This window comes from Brevundimonas sp. FG128 (genome assembly GCF_057809775.1).
Window position 1 is genome coordinate 349073 of record NZ_JBMDKP010000001.1, and the last position, 16218, is coordinate 365290.

General features: G+C 68.3%; 16 protein-coding genes and 1 tRNA gene. 8 read left to right on the forward strand and 9 right to left on the reverse strand.

The window, feature by feature from the left end:
- Window positions 1-76: 76 nt before the first annotated feature.
- The 7 genes from ACODSC_RS01780 to flgF form a co-directional block, all read right to left on the reverse strand.
- The gene (locus ACODSC_RS01780; protein WP_488811248.1) at window positions 77-1858 is read right to left on the reverse strand and encodes a DUF885 domain-containing protein; all 1782 of its coding nucleotides are present in this window, start codon (window positions 1856-1858) and stop codon (window positions 77-79) included.
- 49 nt (window positions 1859-1907) lie between these two features.
- Window positions 1908-2411, reverse strand: coding sequence for a hypothetical protein (locus tag ACODSC_RS01785; RefSeq protein ID WP_488811250.1), 504 nt, complete (start codon window positions 2409-2411; stop codon window positions 1908-1910).
- Window positions 2412-2422: 11 nt separating this feature from the next.
- Window positions 2423-2851 carry a hypothetical protein gene (locus tag ACODSC_RS01790; RefSeq protein WP_488811252.1) on the reverse strand — a complete coding sequence of 143 codons (429 nt, stop codon included), beginning with the start codon at window positions 2849-2851 and terminating at the stop codon, window positions 2423-2425.
- 161 nt (window positions 2852-3012) lie between these two features.
- Window positions 3013-3744 (reverse strand): flagellar basal body L-ring protein FlgH, encoded by a 732-nt coding sequence (gene flgH, locus ACODSC_RS01795; protein WP_488811254.1) that lies wholly within the window; start codon window positions 3742-3744, stop codon window positions 3013-3015.
- A gap of 12 nt (window positions 3745-3756) precedes the next feature.
- On the reverse strand, window positions 3757-4374 hold the full coding sequence (locus ACODSC_RS01800) for a flagella basal body P-ring formation protein FlgA (RefSeq protein WP_488811256.1): 618 nt from the start codon (window positions 4372-4374) through the stop codon (window positions 3757-3759).
- A gap of 4 nt (window positions 4375-4378) precedes the next feature.
- Window positions 4379-5167, reverse strand: coding sequence for a flagellar basal-body rod protein FlgG (flgG, locus tag ACODSC_RS01805; protein WP_488811258.1), 789 nt, complete (start codon window positions 5165-5167; stop codon window positions 4379-4381).
- A gap of 14 nt (window positions 5168-5181) precedes the next feature.
- Window positions 5182-5922: a flagellar basal-body rod protein FlgF gene (gene flgF, locus ACODSC_RS01810; RefSeq protein WP_488811260.1), complete on the reverse strand. Its 741-nt coding sequence runs from the start codon at window positions 5920-5922 to the stop codon at window positions 5182-5184.
- 181 nt (window positions 5923-6103) lie between these two features.
- Between flgF and ACODSC_RS01815 the strand changes: the two genes are divergently transcribed.
- The 7 genes from ACODSC_RS01815 (at window position 6104) to ACODSC_RS01845 (ending at window position 11247) form a co-directional block, all read left to right on the forward strand.
- Complete coding sequence (locus ACODSC_RS01815) at window positions 6104-6763, forward strand: flagellar basal body-associated FliL family protein (RefSeq protein ID WP_488811262.1); 660 nt, start codon at window positions 6104-6106, stop codon at window positions 6761-6763.
- 3 nt (window positions 6764-6766) lie between these two features.
- The gene (gene fliM / locus ACODSC_RS01820; RefSeq protein WP_488811264.1) at window positions 6767-7813 is read left to right on the forward strand and encodes a flagellar motor switch protein FliM; all 1047 of its coding nucleotides are present in this window, start codon (window positions 6767-6769) and stop codon (window positions 7811-7813) included.
- Window positions 7813-8397: a DUF6468 domain-containing protein gene (locus tag ACODSC_RS01825; protein ID WP_488811266.1), complete on the forward strand. Its 585-nt coding sequence runs from the start codon at window positions 7813-7815 to the stop codon at window positions 8395-8397. Before fliM ends, ACODSC_RS01825 begins: the two co-directional genes overlap by 1 nt.
- Window positions 8398-8414: 17 nt before the next feature.
- On the forward strand, window positions 8415-9317 hold the full coding sequence (locus tag ACODSC_RS01830; protein WP_488811268.1) for a MotE family protein: 903 nt from the start codon (window positions 8415-8417) through the stop codon (window positions 9315-9317).
- Window positions 9318-9390: 73 nt separating this feature from the next.
- Entirely contained in the window at window positions 9391-9630 is a 240-nt protein-coding gene (locus ACODSC_RS01835; protein ID WP_488811270.1) for a DUF3297 family protein, read from the forward strand.
- A 43-nt stretch (window positions 9631-9673) separates the two neighbouring features.
- On the forward strand, window positions 9674-11110 hold the full coding sequence (locus ACODSC_RS01840) for a M20/M25/M40 family metallo-hydrolase (RefSeq protein WP_488811272.1): 1437 nt from the start codon (window positions 9674-9676) through the stop codon (window positions 11108-11110).
- A 50-nt stretch (window positions 11111-11160) separates the two neighbouring features.
- Window positions 11161-11247: transfer RNA gene (locus ACODSC_RS01845), tRNA-Leu, on the forward strand.
- A gap of 74 nt (window positions 11248-11321) precedes the next feature.
- On the opposite strand, the gene ACODSC_RS01850 is transcribed toward ACODSC_RS01845, so the two are convergent.
- Window positions 11322-12986 carry an FAD-dependent oxidoreductase gene (locus ACODSC_RS01850; RefSeq protein ID WP_488811274.1) on the reverse strand — a complete coding sequence of 555 codons (1665 nt, stop codon included), beginning with the start codon at window positions 12984-12986 and terminating at the stop codon, window positions 11322-11324.
- A gap of 564 nt (window positions 12987-13550) precedes the next feature.
- Between ACODSC_RS01850 and ACODSC_RS01855 the strand changes: the two genes are divergently transcribed.
- Window positions 13551-14378 carry an alpha/beta fold hydrolase gene (locus ACODSC_RS01855; RefSeq protein ID WP_488811276.1) on the forward strand — a complete coding sequence of 276 codons (828 nt, stop codon included), beginning with the start codon at window positions 13551-13553 and terminating at the stop codon, window positions 14376-14378.
- 61 nt (window positions 14379-14439) lie between these two features.
- On the opposite strand, the gene poxB is transcribed toward ACODSC_RS01855, so the two are convergent.
- Window positions 14440-16158: a ubiquinone-dependent pyruvate dehydrogenase gene (gene poxB / locus ACODSC_RS01860; RefSeq protein WP_488811278.1), complete on the reverse strand. Its 1719-nt coding sequence runs from the start codon at window positions 16156-16158 to the stop codon at window positions 14440-14442.
- Between the last annotated feature and the right edge of the window lie 60 nt (window positions 16159-16218).

The following is a 16218-nucleotide window of genomic DNA, read 5'->3' on the forward strand; positions in this document are numbered from 1 at the left end:
AAGTCGCCCCCTCCTGGCGCTCGCTGACGCGATCGCCTGTCCTCCCCGCCGGCCTTCGCCGTCGGGGAGGTGATGTCTATTTCTGCTCCGCGATCCATGCATCCATCCGCTGGTCCAGCAGCGCCAGCGGCAGCGGGCCTTCGACCAGCAGCGCGTCGTGGAAGGTCCGCACGTTGAACTTCGGCCCCAGTTCGCGCTCGGCCCGCGCCCGGATTTCCCGCAGGCGGATCTCGCCGAGCTTGTAGGCCGTGGCCTGCCCGGGCCAGCCGATATAGCGCTGAAGCTCGGTCTCGATGTTGTGGGGCGCCAGGGCGGAGTTGTCGCGGAAACAGGCGCGAGCCTGTTCCTCGGACCAGCCCATCCAGTGCAGGCCGGTGTCGGCCACCAAGCGACAGGCGCGCCACATCTCGTAGGACAGGCGGCCGAACCGCTCGTAGGGCGTGCGATAGAAGCCCATCTCCTCGCCCAGATATTCGGCGTACAGGCCCCAGCCCTCGGTGAAGGCGCTGACATTGGCCTGGCGACGGAAATAGGGCTGGCCCTCGGCTTCTTGCTGCAAGGCGATCTGGATGTGGTGGCCAGGCACGGCCTCGTGCAGGGTCAGGGCGGGCAGTTCGTACAGCGGGCGCTGGTTGAGCTTCGACGTGTTGACGATGTAGTGGCCGGCGACGCCGTTCTGCATTGAGCCGCCGTTGTAGCGGCCGGTGGTGTAGTTTTCCTCGATCTGCGGCGGAACCGGCTGCACGTCGTAGGGCAGGCGAGGCAGGGTGGCGAACAGGGCGGGCAGGCCGCCGTCGGCACGTTTCGCCATCTCCGACGCCTTCTCGATCAGGGCCTCGCGCGTGGGGGCGTAGAACTGGGGATCGGTGCGCAGGAAGTTCAGGAAGCCGGCGAAGTCGCCGGTCCAGCCCGCGGCCTTCATCTCCACATCCATCCGGGCGCGGATGCGGGCCACCTCGGACAGGCCGATCTGGTGGATCTGGTCTGGCGTCAGGTCGGTGGTGGTGTGGCCGCGCACCAGATAGGCGTACATGTCCTTGCCGCCGGGGCGATTTCCCAGACCCGGTTCGACCGGGGCCTTGGGCAGATATTCGGTCTCGAGGAAACTCAGCCAAGCCTGACGCGCGGGCGCGATGGTCGCCGCCACCGCTGACGCAGCCTCGGCCTTCAGGCGGTCCTGCTCGGCCTGGGGCGCCGTCGAAGGCAGGGTGGACAGAGGCTTCAACAGCGGCTCGGCGTCCGGGGTGATCGCCACGTCGTTTCGCGCCAGCGCGAGCGCGCTCTCGGTCACCGAGCGGGCCTGGACCATGCCGGTTTCCAGACCCCGCCGGGCGTTCGCGGTGGTCTGGGCGTAGATGTCGCCGAAGCCCCGGATGCGACGGATATAGGCCTCGGCCTCCGGGACCGAGTTCAGCCGCGTCCCGCCGCCGATATAGAGCGCCCAGGTTCCGGGGCCGCCCTCGCTGTCGAACGCCAGGCGCGAGGTGTCGTAGTCCAGCCCTTCCAGACTGCGGTTCAGGGTGTAGAGCAGAAAGGCGTGGTTGATGCCGCCGGCGTGGGAAAGACTTGCCGGGTCGATGGCCTTGAGCCGGGCGACAAAGGCCTCCAACGGCGCGCGCTGGGCCAGTTCGAACGCCCGTGACAGGTCGGGAACGCGGCCCATCGCCTCGACGTCGCCCTCGCTGGCGGCGGTGAAGGGGTCGATCGACTTCAGATAGGTCTCGTAATCGACGATCAGGGCGTCCAAGGCGGCGTCCGCCGGCGCGGGCGCCACCGCAGCAGGCGGCGTTTGCGCGAGGGCGACCAGCGGCGATGCGCTGGCCAGCAAGGCCGCGACGGCCATATGGGAAAACTTCATCACGCCCCTCCTGTTGAACAGCACAGGCAAGCGGAGCGGGGGTGTCGCGTCAACCGCAGGCGGCGAAGAACTGCTCGATCCCGGCCTTGGCGCCGGGGTGGGCGGCGTAGATCTGGCGCTGATCGCCCGACCAGGACGCGATCCAGCCCAGGCGACGGAAGCGCTGGAACACCGGGTCTTTCGTGGTCGCGCGGGCGCTCAGCAGTTCGCCGTCATGCACGCCCGCCGGTTCGGAAGACGCGGCATAGCGTTCGGTGTCGCCGCCGGATTCCAGATGGATCTCGCGGGCGGGCTTTTCGCGGGTCGCGGTCAGCTCCAACGCGCCCGAGCCTGCCTGACAGAGCAGGTGCAGTTTGACCTCGTCGCTGTTGGCCACGCCATAGGCCAGGATGACGGTCTGGTCCTCGCGGTTCATGAACCAGTCGTAGCCGGGGATGGCCGCCGGCGCCGTCGTCGCTGCAACGTCGGTCGCGGTCGGGACAGGGGCGTTGGTCGCACAGGCGGCGAGGGCAGAGAGCGCGATCATGGGGGCGAACAGTCGTGTCAAACGCATGGGCGACCTTGTTATCCGGCGCAGAGGTCGGCGAAGCGGCGAAGCTTGGCCAGGTGGGGACGTTCGACGGTGATCGTATTGGCGTCATCGCCAACGGCGATGGTCATGCGCCCGTCCGCGACAAAGGCGGAAAAGGCGGGGTGATCGACGGGTATGGCCGTCTCCAGCTTGCCGCCGCGTCCGACGCGGGCCTCGCTTGTGGCGCTAGCCCCGCCAGCAGCGATGCGGGCGAAGCCGGCCGTGGGGTTCTCGCCATAGACCGCAACCCTAACGGCGCCCGATCCCGGCTGGCATTGCAGGGTGGTGCGCAGGTTGGCGGTGTCGGGAATGTCGTTGGCCAGCACCAACGGGCCGTCGCCCTCGTACAGGCTCCAGGTCCAGCCGCCCGCAGGCGCGCTCTGAAACGCGAGCGCCAGAGCGGCGTAAAGGATCAGGTTCATGCGTCAGCCCCAGCCGACGACGCGCATCGTCGCGTCGCCATCAATGTCGGCAAGCCGGGCTGCAACCACAATAGACCAGACAGCCGCAGCCTCCCCACATTGCCGTGAAGAAGCTGAACGCGGTTATCCGTTATCGGTTCACCGCAAGCTCGGCCGTCGCATCAGAACGGGCTGAACCGTTCCACCAGGCTCTGGGCCGCAGGCGTGGCCTGGACGCGGCTGATGTCGCCCCGTCCGCCGTAGGAGATGCGGGCCTCGGCGATCTGGGTGTGGTTGATGGCGTTGGCGGACGAGATGTCCTCGGGCCGCACGATGCCGGCGACGGTCAATTCGCGGACCTCGCGGTTGGTGCGCACTTCCTGCCGACCCTGGATCACCAGGTTTCCGTTGGCGAGCACGTCGGTGACGACGGCGGCGATGGTCAGCGAGACCTTCTCGGCCCGGGTGACCGAGCCGGACCCGGCGGCGTTCGATTGGCCCTCCATTCCGATCATGTTCGCCGGATCGTACCCGCCGGGCAGGATGCGGCCCAGGCTGCTTTCCAGGCCGAACAGGTTGGAGACGCCGCCCGAAATGTCGTTCGACCGCGAGCGCTGGGTCGAGTTCTGTGTCTGGGCGCGGTCGTCGATGTCGATCTTGACCGTCAGGATGTCGCCGATGTGGCGGGCGCGCTGATCGCCGAAGAAGGTGCGGGCGCCGGTGCGCCACAGGCTGTTGGCGCTGGCCGGCGCGGTTGAGGGCGCGGCCATATAGGCCTGCTGCACCGGCACCAGGGCGGCGGGATAGCCGATCGGGGCCAGTTCGGGGCCGCGCACCGTCTCTGCGACGGTCGAACAGGCGGCCAGCGGGGCCATGGTCGTTAGGGCGGCGAGGATCAGGACGGTCTTGCGCATGACGAGGTTTCCCTATCGGGCGGCGAACTGTTGGGGATTGGCGCGGGCGGCGTCGGCGCTGGGGCCGGCGATGGCCTGGCCAGGGCCGGAGGCGACCGCGTCGATAACGCGGTTGGAGGTGGTGTTCATGACCGCGACGGGCTCGCCCAGCCCGGCGTTGCGCATGGCCTTGCCCATCACGGCCAGGTTCACGCCGCCGACCTGGTAGGTGACGCGCACCATGTCGTTGCGGGCGATGACCTGCGGGGCGGCGCCCGGACGGTAGGCGGCGCGGGCGACCGGTTGGGCGGACTGGGCCGCAGCGGTCTGCGGGGTGTCGGATGCGGTCGGGACCGGTCCGGTGGAGCGGCGCACGGCGACGCGACGCAGACCGTTGGGGTTGCTCCAGACCAGGCCGGCCTGACGCGCCTGCGCCTGAAGCTGGCCGGCCTCCAGCACCACGGACGGACCGAACCGCTCGGCCACGACGACCCCGGATGCAGCGCCGGCGCCTTCGAACAGGTCGCCCAGGGTGACGCGGCCGTCGTCGTCGACGGGGTTGGCGCGCAGGACGACGGGATTGGCCAGGGCGGGGCCGGCCAGGGCGCAGATTGCGGTGACGAGAAGCGTGGTGCGGCGGATGGCGGTCATGATGTCAGCTCTTAACCTGGGCGGCGACCGACAGCATTTCGTCGGCCGTGCTGATGACCTTGGAGTTCATCTCATAGGCGCGCTGGGCCACGATCAGCGAGCTGATCTCGGACACGGCGTCCACGTTCGAGGCCTCGGTATAGGCCTGAAGGATCTGGCCGAAGCCGATGTCGCCCGGCGTGCCGACGATCGCCGGGCCCGAGGCGGCCGTCTCCAGCAGTAGGTTGTCGCCGATGGCTTCCAGGCCGGCTTCGTTGAAGAAGTTGGCCAGTTCGATCTGGCCGACGGTGGTCGGGTCCGTCTGGCCGTCCTGGGTCACCTGGACCAGGCCGGTCTTGGAGATCGAGATCTTGGTCGTGTCCTGCGGAACGGTGATGGCGGGTTCCAGCAGATAGCCGTCGTCGGTGACGATCTGGCCTTCCGGGCTGACCTGAAGGTTGCCGGCGCGGGTGTAGCCGATCTCGCCCGAGGACAGGGTGATCTGGAAATAGCCCTTGCCGTCGATGGCCATGTCGTAGGGGTTGCCGGTCGCCTGGGGCGTGCCCTGTTCGGTGACGCGATAGACCGCGCCGGCCTTCACGCCCGCGCCGATCTGGATGCCCGTCGGAACCACGGTGCCGGCGGCCGAGGACTGGGCCCCCATGCGTTCGACGTTCTGGTAAAGCAGGTCCTGGAACTCGGCGCGCTGCTTCTTGAAGCCCACCGTGTTCATGTTGGCGATGTTGTTGGAGATGACCTCCACGTTCAGCTGCTGGGCGGACATGCCCGAAGCTGCGGTTCTCAGAGCGCGCATGGTCCGGCCCTCCTTTAAGCGGCCTTGCCGAGGCGCTCGACGGCGCGACGGCTAAGGTCATTGGTGTTTTCGATCATCCGCGTGATGCTTTCGTAAGCGCGGCTGATCTCGACGAGATTGGTGATTTCCATCAACGGATTGACGTTCGAGGACTCCAGCGATCCCTGGTGGATCTGGGCGTCCATGGCCTCGATCGGCTGGGCGTTCGACGCGTTGCGATACAGGCTGTCCCCGCCCTTTTCGAGTACGCCCAGGGTCTCGAACCGCACGACCGACAGACGGCCCGTGATCTGGCCGTCCTGGGTGATGGTGCCGTCGCCGCCGACGCTGGGCGCGCCGAGGTTGGGGTCCAGCACGATCTCCGCGCCGCCGCCCAGAACCGCCTGACCCTGTTTGGTCGTCAGCCGGCCTTCCGGGTCCATGGTGAAGGCGCCGTCGCGGGTGTAGGCCTCGCCGTTCGCGCCGTCGCGGACCGTGAAGAAGGCGCCTTCGCCGGCGATGGCGAAGTCCAGGCTGCGGCCGGTCTGCTGCATCGAGCCCTGACCGAAGTCGCGGCCGACGCCGTTGTCCAGCACGAAGCTGGCCGAGGGGCGGATGGCGTCGTTGCGGGCGCGCTGGCCGACCTGGGCGCCGACCATCAGCTGTTCGACCTTGAAGCCGGTCGTGTTCGCATTGGCGACGTTGTTGGCCACGATGTCCAGCTCGCGGCGCAGCGTCATCTGGCGTGACAGTCCAATATAGGCGGCGTTTTCCACGAGAGGCGTGCTCCTTCGCCAAACCACCTCGCAACGACCGTGCCAACAGGGTTAATTCAGGCGGAATGCGGGTTTGAGCGCCTGTGGACATGGGAGAACCCGGCAAAATCTGCCGTTTGTAAACGTCACGTTAACCAAACCCGGTCGATCCTTCTTGTGAGGGATTCTCCGGGGCGCGCGCATGTTGAAGTTTGGCAAGAAGAAGGGCGAGGCGAACGCCGACGCCGCTCTGCCTGCCGTTCAGGACGGCGAGGGCGTCGAGGGCGCGCCCAAGAAAAAGAAGCTGCCGCTGCTGTTCATCATCGCGCCGGTCGCCTTGCTCGTGCTGGGCGGCGGCGGGGCGGCCGCTTTCTTCATGCTGAAGCCCAAGCCCGCCGAGGCGCACGGCGCTGAAGCCGAGGCCGGCCACGGCGAGGAAAAGGCCGAGGCCAAGGGCGGTCACGGCAAGGAAGAGAAGAAGGAAGGCGGCGGTCACGGCGGCGCAGAGGGCGAGGCGGCCGATCCGTCGCTGGGCGTCATCTCCGAGGGGCCTGACGGCGTCACCTTCTACACCCTGCCGGACATGGTCATGAACATTCAGTCCCCCGACGGCCGGCCGACCTTCCTGAAGCTGAAGCTGACGCTGGAGATGCACGACGCCGAGGTGGCGACCCATCTGCAGGAAGAGATGCCGCGCCTGCAGGACATGTTCACCGGCTTTGTGCGCGAACTGCGCCCCGAGGACCTGAGCGGTTCGGCCGGCACCTATCAGCTGCGCGCCGAAATCCTGCGTCGCGTCAATCTGATCGCCGCGCCGGGCAAGATCGACGCCGTGCTGATCGAAGAAATGCTGGTGAACTAGGCCATGACCGATGCGGCCCAGCTCGATCCGTTCGGCGGTTTAGGAGGCGACGCGGGCGACGCCCTGTCCGAACGCGTTCTGAACCAGGACGAGATCGACAGCCTGCTGGGCTTCGACCTGGGCGACGACGACGGTTCCGAAAAGTCCGGCATACGCGCCATCATCAACTCCGCGCTCGTCAGCTACGAGCGCCTGCCGATGCTGGAGATCGTGTTCGACCGGCTGGTGCGGTTGATGACGACGTCCTTGCGCAACTTCACCTCCGACAACGTCGAGGTGTCGCTGGACAACATCTCCTCGATCCGGTTCGGCGACTATCTGAACTCCATCCCGTTGCCGGCTATCCTCGCGGTCTTCCGCGCCGAAGAGCTGGACAACTACGGCCTGCTGACGGTCGATTCCAACCTGATCTATTCGATCGTGGACGTGCTGTTGGGCGGACGTCGCGGCACGGCGGCGCTGCGGATCGAAGGCCGGCCCTACACCACCATCGAGCGTGTTCTGGTGCAGCGGATGGTCGAGGTCGTGCTGAACGACGCCCGCCAGGCGTTCGAGCCCCTGACGCCCGTCCACTTCAACCTGGACCGGCTGGAGACCAATCCCCGCTTCGCCGCCATCGCGCGTCCCGCCAACGCCGCCATCCTGATCAAGCTGCGCATCGACATGGAGGATCGCGGCGGCCGGATCGAGCTGCTGCTGCCCTATGCGACGCTGGAGCCGATCCGCAAGATGCTGCTGCAGCAGTTCATGGGCGAGAAGTTCGGCCGCGACAACATCTGGGAAGGCCACTTGGCCACCGAGCTCTGGACCACCGAGACCGAGGTCCGCGCCGTCCTGGACGAGCAGATGATGCCCCTGTCCAGCGTGCTCGACCTGAAGGTCGGCGACACCCTGATGCTGAACGCCACGCCGGATTCGGAGGTTTCGATCCGCGCCGGCTCCATCCCCCTGACCACCGGCCGCATGGGTCGCAAGGGTCAGCACATCGCCATACGCGTCGAAGGGCCGGTCAATCCCGAAGCCGCCGCCCGCCTGGGAGTCAAAGTCTGATGGCCGGAATGATCATGGACGGGGTGCTGATGCTGCTGCTGGTCGCAGCGATCGGCTATGGGGTGAAGCTGGAACGCAAGCTGGCCGCCCTGCGCGCCGGCCAACTCGCCTTCGCCCAAGCGGTGTCCGAGCTGAACGGCGCGGCGGGCCGCGCGGAAAACGCGCTGGCGACCCTGCGCGCGTCCGGCCAGGAAACCGACCTGCTGCACGACCGCATCATCAAGGCGCGCGAGGTCAAGGCGCAGCTGGAGGTGCTGATCGCCCGCGCCCCGGCGATGTCCGCCACGCCGACGGCGCCGCGTGTCGCCGAAGCCGCCGTCGAACCGATCCGTCGCGCGCCGCAGCCGGCCGTGGAGGCGACGGAAGACGAGGAACGCGCCGAGCGCATGGCGGCCCTGGCCGAACGCATCCAGGGCCTCGCCGGTCCCTCCACCAGCCGCCGCGCGGCGGCCGCCCCTGCGGGCCGCGACAACGTCGCCGCCATCGTCCAGGCGCTGACCGCCGGACGGTCCGCTAACCATTCCGCCAAACAAAGCCTCAACGCCGCGCGTCGTAATCTCGACGACGACCTGTTCGCCGCCTGAGTTCGGAACCGCATTTCATGGCTCGCATACCCCGCCTTCTGCCCCTGATCGCCGTCGCCATCGGCGGGGTGATCGCCGTGCGCGCCGTGGGCGTCGCGCCGGGCCTGTTCGACGGCGCCAAGGCCTGGGCCGAGGAGGCCGCGCCCGCCGCCGCCGGCGCGCCGGCCAAGGCCGCCTTGCCGGGAACCTGCTCGGCCCTTTCGCCCGAGCAACTGGCCCAGCAGGCGGGCATCTCTCCCGCCGAGCTGAAGATCATCCAGTCGCTGTCGCAACGCCGCGAGGCGCTGGACGCGCGCGACCAGGACTTCGCCACCACCCTGCCGTTGATGGTGGCCGCCGAACAGAAGCTGGAGGCCAAGATCCAGGCCCTGGCCGCGCTGAAGGCCGAGATGAAGCAGATGCTCGGTCAGGTGGACGAGCGCGAGAAGGCCGAGATCGACCGCCTGGTCCAGGTCTATTCCGCCATGCGGCCCAAGGAGGCCGCGCCCGTCATGGCGACGCTGGAGGACCGGGTGCGTCTGCCGGTCGCCGCCGCCATGCGTCCGCGCACCCTAGCCGCCATCATGGCCCAGATGACGCCGGCCCAGGCCAAGGAACTGACCGAGAAGCTGGCCGCCCGCTTCCAGGCCCAGCAGATGGCCGCCCGCGCCGCCGCCGCCGAGGCGGCGACGCCCCCCGCAGCCACCCCGGCCGCCGCGCCCGCCGCGACCCCTGCCGCTCAGCCGACGCCTGCTGCAGCGCCGCCCGCCGCCCGCCCGACGCCCCGGCCCGCTGCGGCTCGTCCGCGTCCGGCCGCCCGCCCGGCTGCGACCCCTGCTCGCCGCGCCGCCGCGACGCCGGCCTCGACGCCTGCCGCCGGTCCCCAACCCTATCAGCCGTCCGGCGGCGCCAACGCCCAGCCGCGCCAGACGGTCCAGTAGCGGGTTTCGGTTGGCATCGGCGCCGGGCGCGGCTATCACCGCGCCTTCCCGAGACCCGAGCCCGTTCAACGCCATGTCCGACACGCCTCCCGACCGCCTCTCGGTCGATCCGTCCAGCCCCCACCACGACGCCGACGTGCTGCAACGCGGCGTGGGCATCCGCTTCAAGGGCGAGGAAAAGACCAACGTCGAGGAATACTGCGTCTCCGAGGGCTGGGTCCGTCTGGCCCTGGGCAACCGCGTCGATCGCAAGGGCAAGGCCCTGACGGTCAAATTGCAGGGTCCGGTCGAACCCTATTTCCAGAACGACTGACTCTTTCTAGGGTCCGGCTCTTCTCAGAGTTCGGAGCCTGTCCATGTCCATCCGCCTGCTGACCGCGACCGCCGTCGCCCTGGGTCTTGTCGCCTTCGCGCCAGCGGCCATGGCTCAGGATGCAGCGACGGTGGAACAGGCCATCGTCGTGCGCGACGCCGCGATGCGGTCCAACATCGCGATGGACTACGTCACTCAGCTGACCACCCGGTTCGGCGCGCGCCCAGCCGGCTCCAGGTCAGAGCAGGACGCCGCCGCCTGGGCCGCCGACTATCTGCGCGCCAACGGTTTCCAGAACGTCCGTATCGAACAGTTCCCGCTGGTCGGATGGGAGCGGGGCGAAAGCTCTGCCGCAATCGTCGGCGACAACGCTCAGGCCCTGGTCGCCGCAGCCTTGGGGCATTCGCCGGCCACGCCGCGCAATGGCGTCGAAGCGGAGATCGTGCGGTTCGCCTCGTTCGACGACCTGCAGGCCGCGCCTGACGCCGCCGTGCGCGGCAAGATCGTCTATGTCGATCTGGGCCAGATGCACCCCATGCAGGACGGCTCGGGCTATGGTCCCCAGACCCGCGTGCGTGGCGCAGGCCCCGGCGCGGCGGCGGCCAAGGGGGCGGCGGCCTTCGTCATGCGCTCGGTCGGTTCGGATGAAGACCGGATGCCCCACACCGGCACCACCCGCTACGTGGACGGCAAGCCGACCATCCCCGCCTTCGCCCTGGCCGCACCCGACGCCGATCAGGTCAGCCGCCTGGTCGCCCTGGGCCAGCCGGTGCGGATGCGCCTGACCTCCACCGCCCGCACCTATCAGACCCACAGCCAGAACGTGATCGGCGACCTGCCGGGCGCGACCCGCCCGGACGAGGTCATCGTGCTGGGCTCGCACATGGACAGCTGGGACCTGGGCACCGGCGCCATCGACGACGGGGCTGGCGGCGCCATCACGGTCGCGGCGGCCAAGGCCATCGCCGACAGCGGCCGCCGCCCGGCCCGGACCCTGCGGGTGATCTTCTACGGCTCCGAGGAAGTGGCCCAGCCGACCGCCGAGACCGGCAACGGCGGCGGCGTCTACGCCCGCAATCAGGGTGCGGCGCTGGACAAGCACATCATCGCCGGCGAGAGCGACTTCGGCGCCGACCGCGTCTACGCGCTTCGCCTGCCTGCGGGCGCGCAAGGTTCGGACTTCCAGAAGGCCGCCACGCGTGTCCTCTATCCGATCGGCGTCCTGGCCTCGGACCGGGTCGAGACCGAAGGCGGCGTCGATGTCGGCCCGATGGGCCCGCTGGGCGTGCCCTTCTTCGGCCTGGCCCAGGACGGAACCCGCTATTTCGACCTGCACCACACCGCCAACGACACCCTGGACAAGATCGACCCTGCGCAACTGAACCAGAACGTCGCCGCCTGGGCCGGCCTGCTGTGGCTGATCGCCGATTCCGACGTGGATTTCCGCGCGATGAAGCCAGCCGCGACCGTCGCGCCCTGAGACCGCTTGGCCCCGCCCGCCCGTTCTGGCTATAGAGCCGGACCGGCTCCGCGGGCGTGGCGAAACTGGTAGACGCAGCAGACTTAAAATCTGCCGGACGAAAGTCCTTGCCGGTTCAAGCCCGGCCGCCCGCACCAATCTCCCTGCGGTTTGCTGCGGAAAGGGACAAGCTCGGAAACGGCCGCCTCTCTGCGGGGTGGCGTCTTCCGGCTCAATCCTCTTCGAGGGCGGCCAGATAGGCGTGGATGGCCTGAACCACCACCGAGCCTTCGCCGACGCCCGCCGCTACGCGCTTGACCGATCCCGACCGAACGTCGCCGACGGCGTAGATGCCGGCGCGATCGGTCTCGTAGGGTGATGCGCCCGGCGCCTGTTCGGACGGCGCGCCGGTGATGACGAAGCCGCTTTCGTCCAGCGGCAGGCAGTCCTTGACCCAGTCGGTGTTGGGCCGGGCGCCGATCATGACGAACAGGGCGTGGGCGGGAACCTCGGTGACATCGCCCGTCCGGCGGTCGGTCCAGGCGACGGCGGACAGCAGGCGGTCGCCGTCCAGCCGGGTCACCTCGCTGTGGGGGTAGAGGGTGATGCGGGGCGAGCGGTGGATGCGCTGGACCAGATAGTCCGACATGGTCGCCGCCAGCCCTGATCCGCGCACCAGCAGATGCACATGGCCGACGTGCTGGGACAGATACATGGCGGCCTGGCCGGCCGAGTTGCCGCCGCCCACGACCACCACATCCAGCCCGCTGCACAGCTTCGCCTCCATCGCCGTGGCCGCATAATGGATGCCGTGCCCCTCGAACCGGTCGTAGTCGGGAACGTCCAGCTTGCGATAGCGGGCGCCGCTGGCCACCACCACGGCGCGGGCCTGGACGACCTGATCGTCCTCCAGCCGGATCGTGAACGGGCGGGCGGCGCAGTCCAGCGCCACGGCGGCGCGGGAGATGGCCATGCGCGTCCCGAACTTCTGCGCCTGAACCAGGGCGCGCCCCGCCAGGGCCTGGCCCGATATGCCGGTGGGAAAGCCCAGGTAGTTCTCGATCTTTGAACTGGTGCCGGCTTGGCCGCCGGGGGCCAGGGCCTCGATCACGGCCGTCTTCAGCCCTTCGGACGCCGCATAGGTCGCCGCCGCCAGACCGGCGGGACCGGCGCCGACCACCACCACGTCCCAGACCTCGGACGGGTCGAACCGTTCGGTCAGGCCCAGATGATCGGCTAGATCCGGCAGGCTGGGATTGGACAGCACCGAGCGGTCTGGCGAGATCACGACCGGCAGATCGTCTTCGCCGACCGCAAAGACCTCCATCAGATTGGCGGCCGCCGGGTCCGCCTTGGGGTCCACGGTGCGCAGCGGATAGGCGTTGCGGATGATGAACCGCTCCAGCCGCTGGGTGTCGCCGTCGTTGGGATCGCCGACCAGAACCACCCCCGCCTGACCATGATACAGGAACCCCATTCGTCGCAGGATGAAGGCGCGCATGACCAGTTCGCCGATGTCGGGCTCGGACGACATCAGGCGCGCAACGTCGTTGTGATGGACGCGGATCACGCGACCGTCTGTCGTTGACCGCCCCTCGACCAGCAGCGCGCGTTCCGACACCTGGTCCAGTTCGCCGGTGAACTGACGGCTCTGATGGGTGACCAGGATCTCCTCGGCGCCCTTGTCGTCCTGACGGACGATGGCGATCTCGCCCTCGACCACGACGAAGAAGTCGGCCCGGCGGTCGCCGCGGCGGAACAGGACCTGGCCTGCGGCGACGGCCTCCTCCTCGCCGTATTGGCGGATGCGCGCCATCATCTCTTCGCTCAGTCGGGGATAGACCTGGGCGGTGCGGGCGTAGGGATCTTCCGTGAAGACGAGGTCGGCGGATGACATGGCGATCCTTCCCGAGGGCGGCGGAGACCCCATCATGGCCCAGGCCAGCTTTCCACGCTTGTACAAAACCCGCGCGGCGCCAACCCCATACCAAAGGTTAGTCGGACAGGAACAAGTCGGTGGCCCGCCGACGATCGTGCGATGGCGGCCAGGGGCGCTGTCGGTCAGTTTGGGTGCAGGACAAAGCCCTGGAGGCCCTGATGACCGAAATGCTCGCGACCTTCCTTTCTAGTGGCGTCGTGACAGCCGCATGGCGGCCTGAACGGCCTTGCCATGGCTGCTCAAGGCTTTGCTTATCTGTCGCGCGATCGTCCAAGCGGAGTGGTATGATCCAAGACCGGCCTGTGCGCGCCGGCCAGTCTGTCAGCGTCGATTACGGCCGCGGCCGCACCGCGGGACCTGCTGGAGTCTGTGCCAATGACAGCGTTCGTATCCGACTTCACCCAGGCGTCTCGTCGCGGCCTTCTGGCCGGCGGCGCGGCGCTCGGACTTTCCTCTCTCATTCCTTCAATCGCTTCGGCGCGCGCCTCGGCGGCCCCGACATCCACATCAGGAGACGACACCATGGCCTACGTCACCACCTCGGACGGCGTTGAAATCTTCTACAAGGACTGGGGCCCCAGGGACGCCCAGCCCATCGTCTTCCACCACGGCTGGCCGCTCAGCTCGGACGACTGGGACGCCCAGATGATGTATTTCGTCCTCAAGGGTTTCCGCGTCATCGCCCATGACCGCCGGGGTCACGGCCGGTCCAGCCAGCTGTCGGACGGTCACGACATGGACCACTACGCCGCCGACGTCGCGGCCGTGACCACCCATCTGAACCTGCGCAACGCCGTCCACATCGGCCACTCGACCGGCGGCGGCGAGGTCGCCCACTATGTCGCTCGTCACGCCGACCGGGTGGCCAAGGCCGTTCTGGTCAGCGCCGTGCCCCCCATCATGCTGAAGACGGCCGCCAACCCCGGCGGTCTGCCGATCGAAGTGTTCGACGGGTTCCGCGCCAATCTCGCCGCCAACCGGGCCGAATTCTATCGCGCCGTCGCGGGCGGACCCTTCTACGGCTTCAACCGTCCGGGCGCGACGCAGATGCCAGCGGTGGTCGACAACTGGTGGCGTCAGGGCATGATGGGCGGCGCCAAGGCGCACTACGACGGCATCAAGGCCTTCTCGGAAACCGACTTCACCGACGACCTGAAGGCCATTCAGGTTCCGACCCTGGTCATGCACGGCGACGACGACCAGATCGTCCCCTACGCCGACGCCGGTCCCCTGTCGGCCGCTCTGCTGAAGAATGGGACGCTGAAGACCTACGCCGGCTATCCCCACGGCATGCTGACGACCCATGCCGACGTGCTGAACGCAGACCTGCTGGCCTTCATCCAGTCCTGATCGACCTGACGTGAAGACGCCGCCCGGCAGCGATGCGGGGCGGCGTTCTGCTGTCCGGACTTCAGAGGTTGGTGCGGGCCAGTTCCAGCACCTCGTCGCCGCGACCGTTCATGATGGCCTTGAGCATGAACAGGCTGAAGCCCTTGGCCTGTTCCAGCTTGATCTTGGGCGGGATGACCAGTTCCTGGCTGGCGGTGACCACATCCACCAGGGCGGGGCCGGGGTGGGCCAGGGCCTGGGCCAAGGCGTCCTCTAGCTGGTCGGACTCCTCGACCCGGAAGGCCTTGATCCCCATGGCCGTGGCCATGGCGGCGAAGTCGGGGTTCTGAAGGTCGGTGCCGGTGTCCAGGAAGCCGGCCGCCTTCATCTCCATGGCGACGAAGCCGAGCGAACCGTTGTTGAACACCACCACCTTCAGCGGCAGGCCCAACTGCGTCAGGCTGATGAAATCGCCCATCATCATGGTGAAACCGCCGTCGCCCGACAGGGAGATCACCTGACGATCCGGCGCGGCGGCCTGGGCGCCGATGCCTTGGAGCATCGCATTGGCCATGGAGCCGTGGTTGAACGACCCCAGCAGCCGCCGCCGACCGTTCATCTTCAGATAGCGCGCCGCCCAGACGGTCGGGGTGCCGACATCGGCGGTGAAGATGGCGTCGTCGGAGGCCAGGCGGCTGACGACCTCGGCTACATACTGCGGATGGATGGGCCGACCCTTCGCCGACGGCCGCGCCAGGTCATCCAGGCCTTTGCGCGCCTCGCCATAGTGTTTGCGCGCGGCGTCGAGGAAGCGCGACGAGCGTTCAGGCTTCAGCTGCGGCAGCAGGGCGGCGACGGTTTCGGCCACGTCCCCGACCACGCCCTGGGCCAGATGGGTGCGCTTGCCCAGGCTGGACGGATCATGGTCGATCTGGATGATCTTCGCGTCCGACGGATAGAAGTTGCGATAGGGGAAGTCGGTGCCCAGCATCACCAGGGCGTCGCAGTTCATCATGGCGTGATAGCCGGACGAGAAGCCGATCAGGCCGGTCATGCCCACGTCATAGGGATTGTCCCACTCGACATGCTCCTTGCCGCGCAGGGCGTGGACCACCGGGGCCTGAAGCGCCTCGGCCAGGGCCAGGACCTGATCGTGCGCGCCGGCGCAGCCGCTGCCGGCCAGGATGGTGACCTTGTCGGCGCCGTTCAGCAGTTCTGCCGTGCGCGCCACATCGGCCGGCGCCGGGCTGATGCGCGGCTTGCCGGGCGGGCTCCAGTCGGGCGAGGCGCCGTCGGGCGCCTGGGCCAGGGCCACGTCGCCGGGCAGGACGATCACCGCCACCCCGCCCTTGCCGACGGCGGTGTTCAGGGCGCGCGCCAGGACGCCCGGCATCTGGGCCGGATTGGACACCAGCTCGCAGAAGTCGCTGCATTCGCGGAACAGCTCCTGCGGATGGGTCTCCTGGAAATAGCCCAGACCGATCTCGGAGGAGGGGATGTGGGCGGCGATGGCCAGCACCGGAACCCGGTTGCGATGACAGTCGAACAGGCCGTTGATCAGATGCAGGTTTCCTGGCCCGCAACTGCCGGCGCAGACGGCCAGCTCACCGGTGATCGCCGCCTCGGCCCCGGCGGCGAAGGCGGCGGTTTCCTCGTGGCGGACATGCATCCACTGGATGTCGCCGAACCGTCTCAGGCTGTCGTTCAGCCCGTTCAGGCTGTCGCCCGTGACGCCCCATATTCGGCGCACGCCCGCCGAGGACAGGGTCTTGGCCAGCAGATCCGCGACGGTCATCGACATCTTCCGCTCCTGTTATGTTCGGGCCACCTTGCCAGACCAACACGCCGTGTCTTGTTTGGA

What these genes read in the sequence shown, in the direction of transcription:
- flgH (WP_488811254.1), bottom strand. Translation starts at nt 3,744, where the DNA reads ATGCGCAAGACCGTCCTGATCCTCGCCGCCCTAACGACCATGGCCCCG.
- ACODSC_RS01800 (WP_488811256.1), bottom strand. Translation starts at nt 4,374, where the DNA reads ATGACCGCCATCCGCCGCACCACGCTTCTCGTCACCGCAATCTGCGCC.
- ACODSC_RS01790 (WP_488811252.1), bottom strand. Translation starts at nt 2,851, where the DNA reads ATGAACCTGATCCTTTACGCCGCTCTGGCGCTCGCGTTTCAGAGCGCG.
- ACODSC_RS01840 (WP_488811272.1), top strand. Translation starts at nt 9,674, where the DNA reads ATGTCCATCCGCCTGCTGACCGCGACCGCCGTCGCCCTGGGTCTTGTC.
- ACODSC_RS01830 (WP_488811268.1), top strand. Translation starts at nt 8,415, where the DNA reads ATGGCTCGCATACCCCGCCTTCTGCCCCTGATCGCCGTCGCCATCGGC.
- flgG (WP_488811258.1), bottom strand. Translation starts at nt 5,167, where the DNA reads ATGCGCGCTCTGAGAACCGCAGCTTCGGGCATGTCCGCCCAGCAGCTG.
- ACODSC_RS01815 (WP_488811262.1), top strand. Translation starts at nt 6,104, where the DNA reads ATGTTGAAGTTTGGCAAGAAGAAGGGCGAGGCGAACGCCGACGCCGCT.
- ACODSC_RS01835 (WP_488811270.1), top strand. Translation starts at nt 9,391, where the DNA reads ATGTCCGACACGCCTCCCGACCGCCTCTCGGTCGATCCGTCCAGCCCC.
- ACODSC_RS01855 (WP_488811276.1), top strand. Translation starts at nt 13,551, where the DNA reads ATGGCCTACGTCACCACCTCGGACGGCGTTGAAATCTTCTACAAGGAC.
- ACODSC_RS01785 (WP_488811250.1), bottom strand. Translation starts at nt 2,411, where the DNA reads ATGCGTTTGACACGACTGTTCGCCCCCATGATCGCGCTCTCTGCCCTC.
- poxB (WP_488811278.1), bottom strand. Translation starts at nt 16,158, where the DNA reads ATGTCGATGACCGTCGCGGATCTGCTGGCCAAGACCCTGTCCTCGGCG.
- fliM (WP_488811264.1), top strand. Translation starts at nt 6,767, where the DNA reads ATGACCGATGCGGCCCAGCTCGATCCGTTCGGCGGTTTAGGAGGCGAC.
- ACODSC_RS01850 (WP_488811274.1), bottom strand. Translation starts at nt 12,986, where the DNA reads ATGTCATCCGCCGACCTCGTCTTCACGGAAGATCCCTACGCCCGCACC.
- ACODSC_RS01780 (WP_488811248.1), bottom strand. Translation starts at nt 1,858, where the DNA reads ATGAAGTTTTCCCATATGGCCGTCGCGGCCTTGCTGGCCAGCGCATCG.
- ACODSC_RS01825 (WP_488811266.1), top strand. Translation starts at nt 7,813, where the DNA reads ATGGCCGGAATGATCATGGACGGGGTGCTGATGCTGCTGCTGGTCGCA.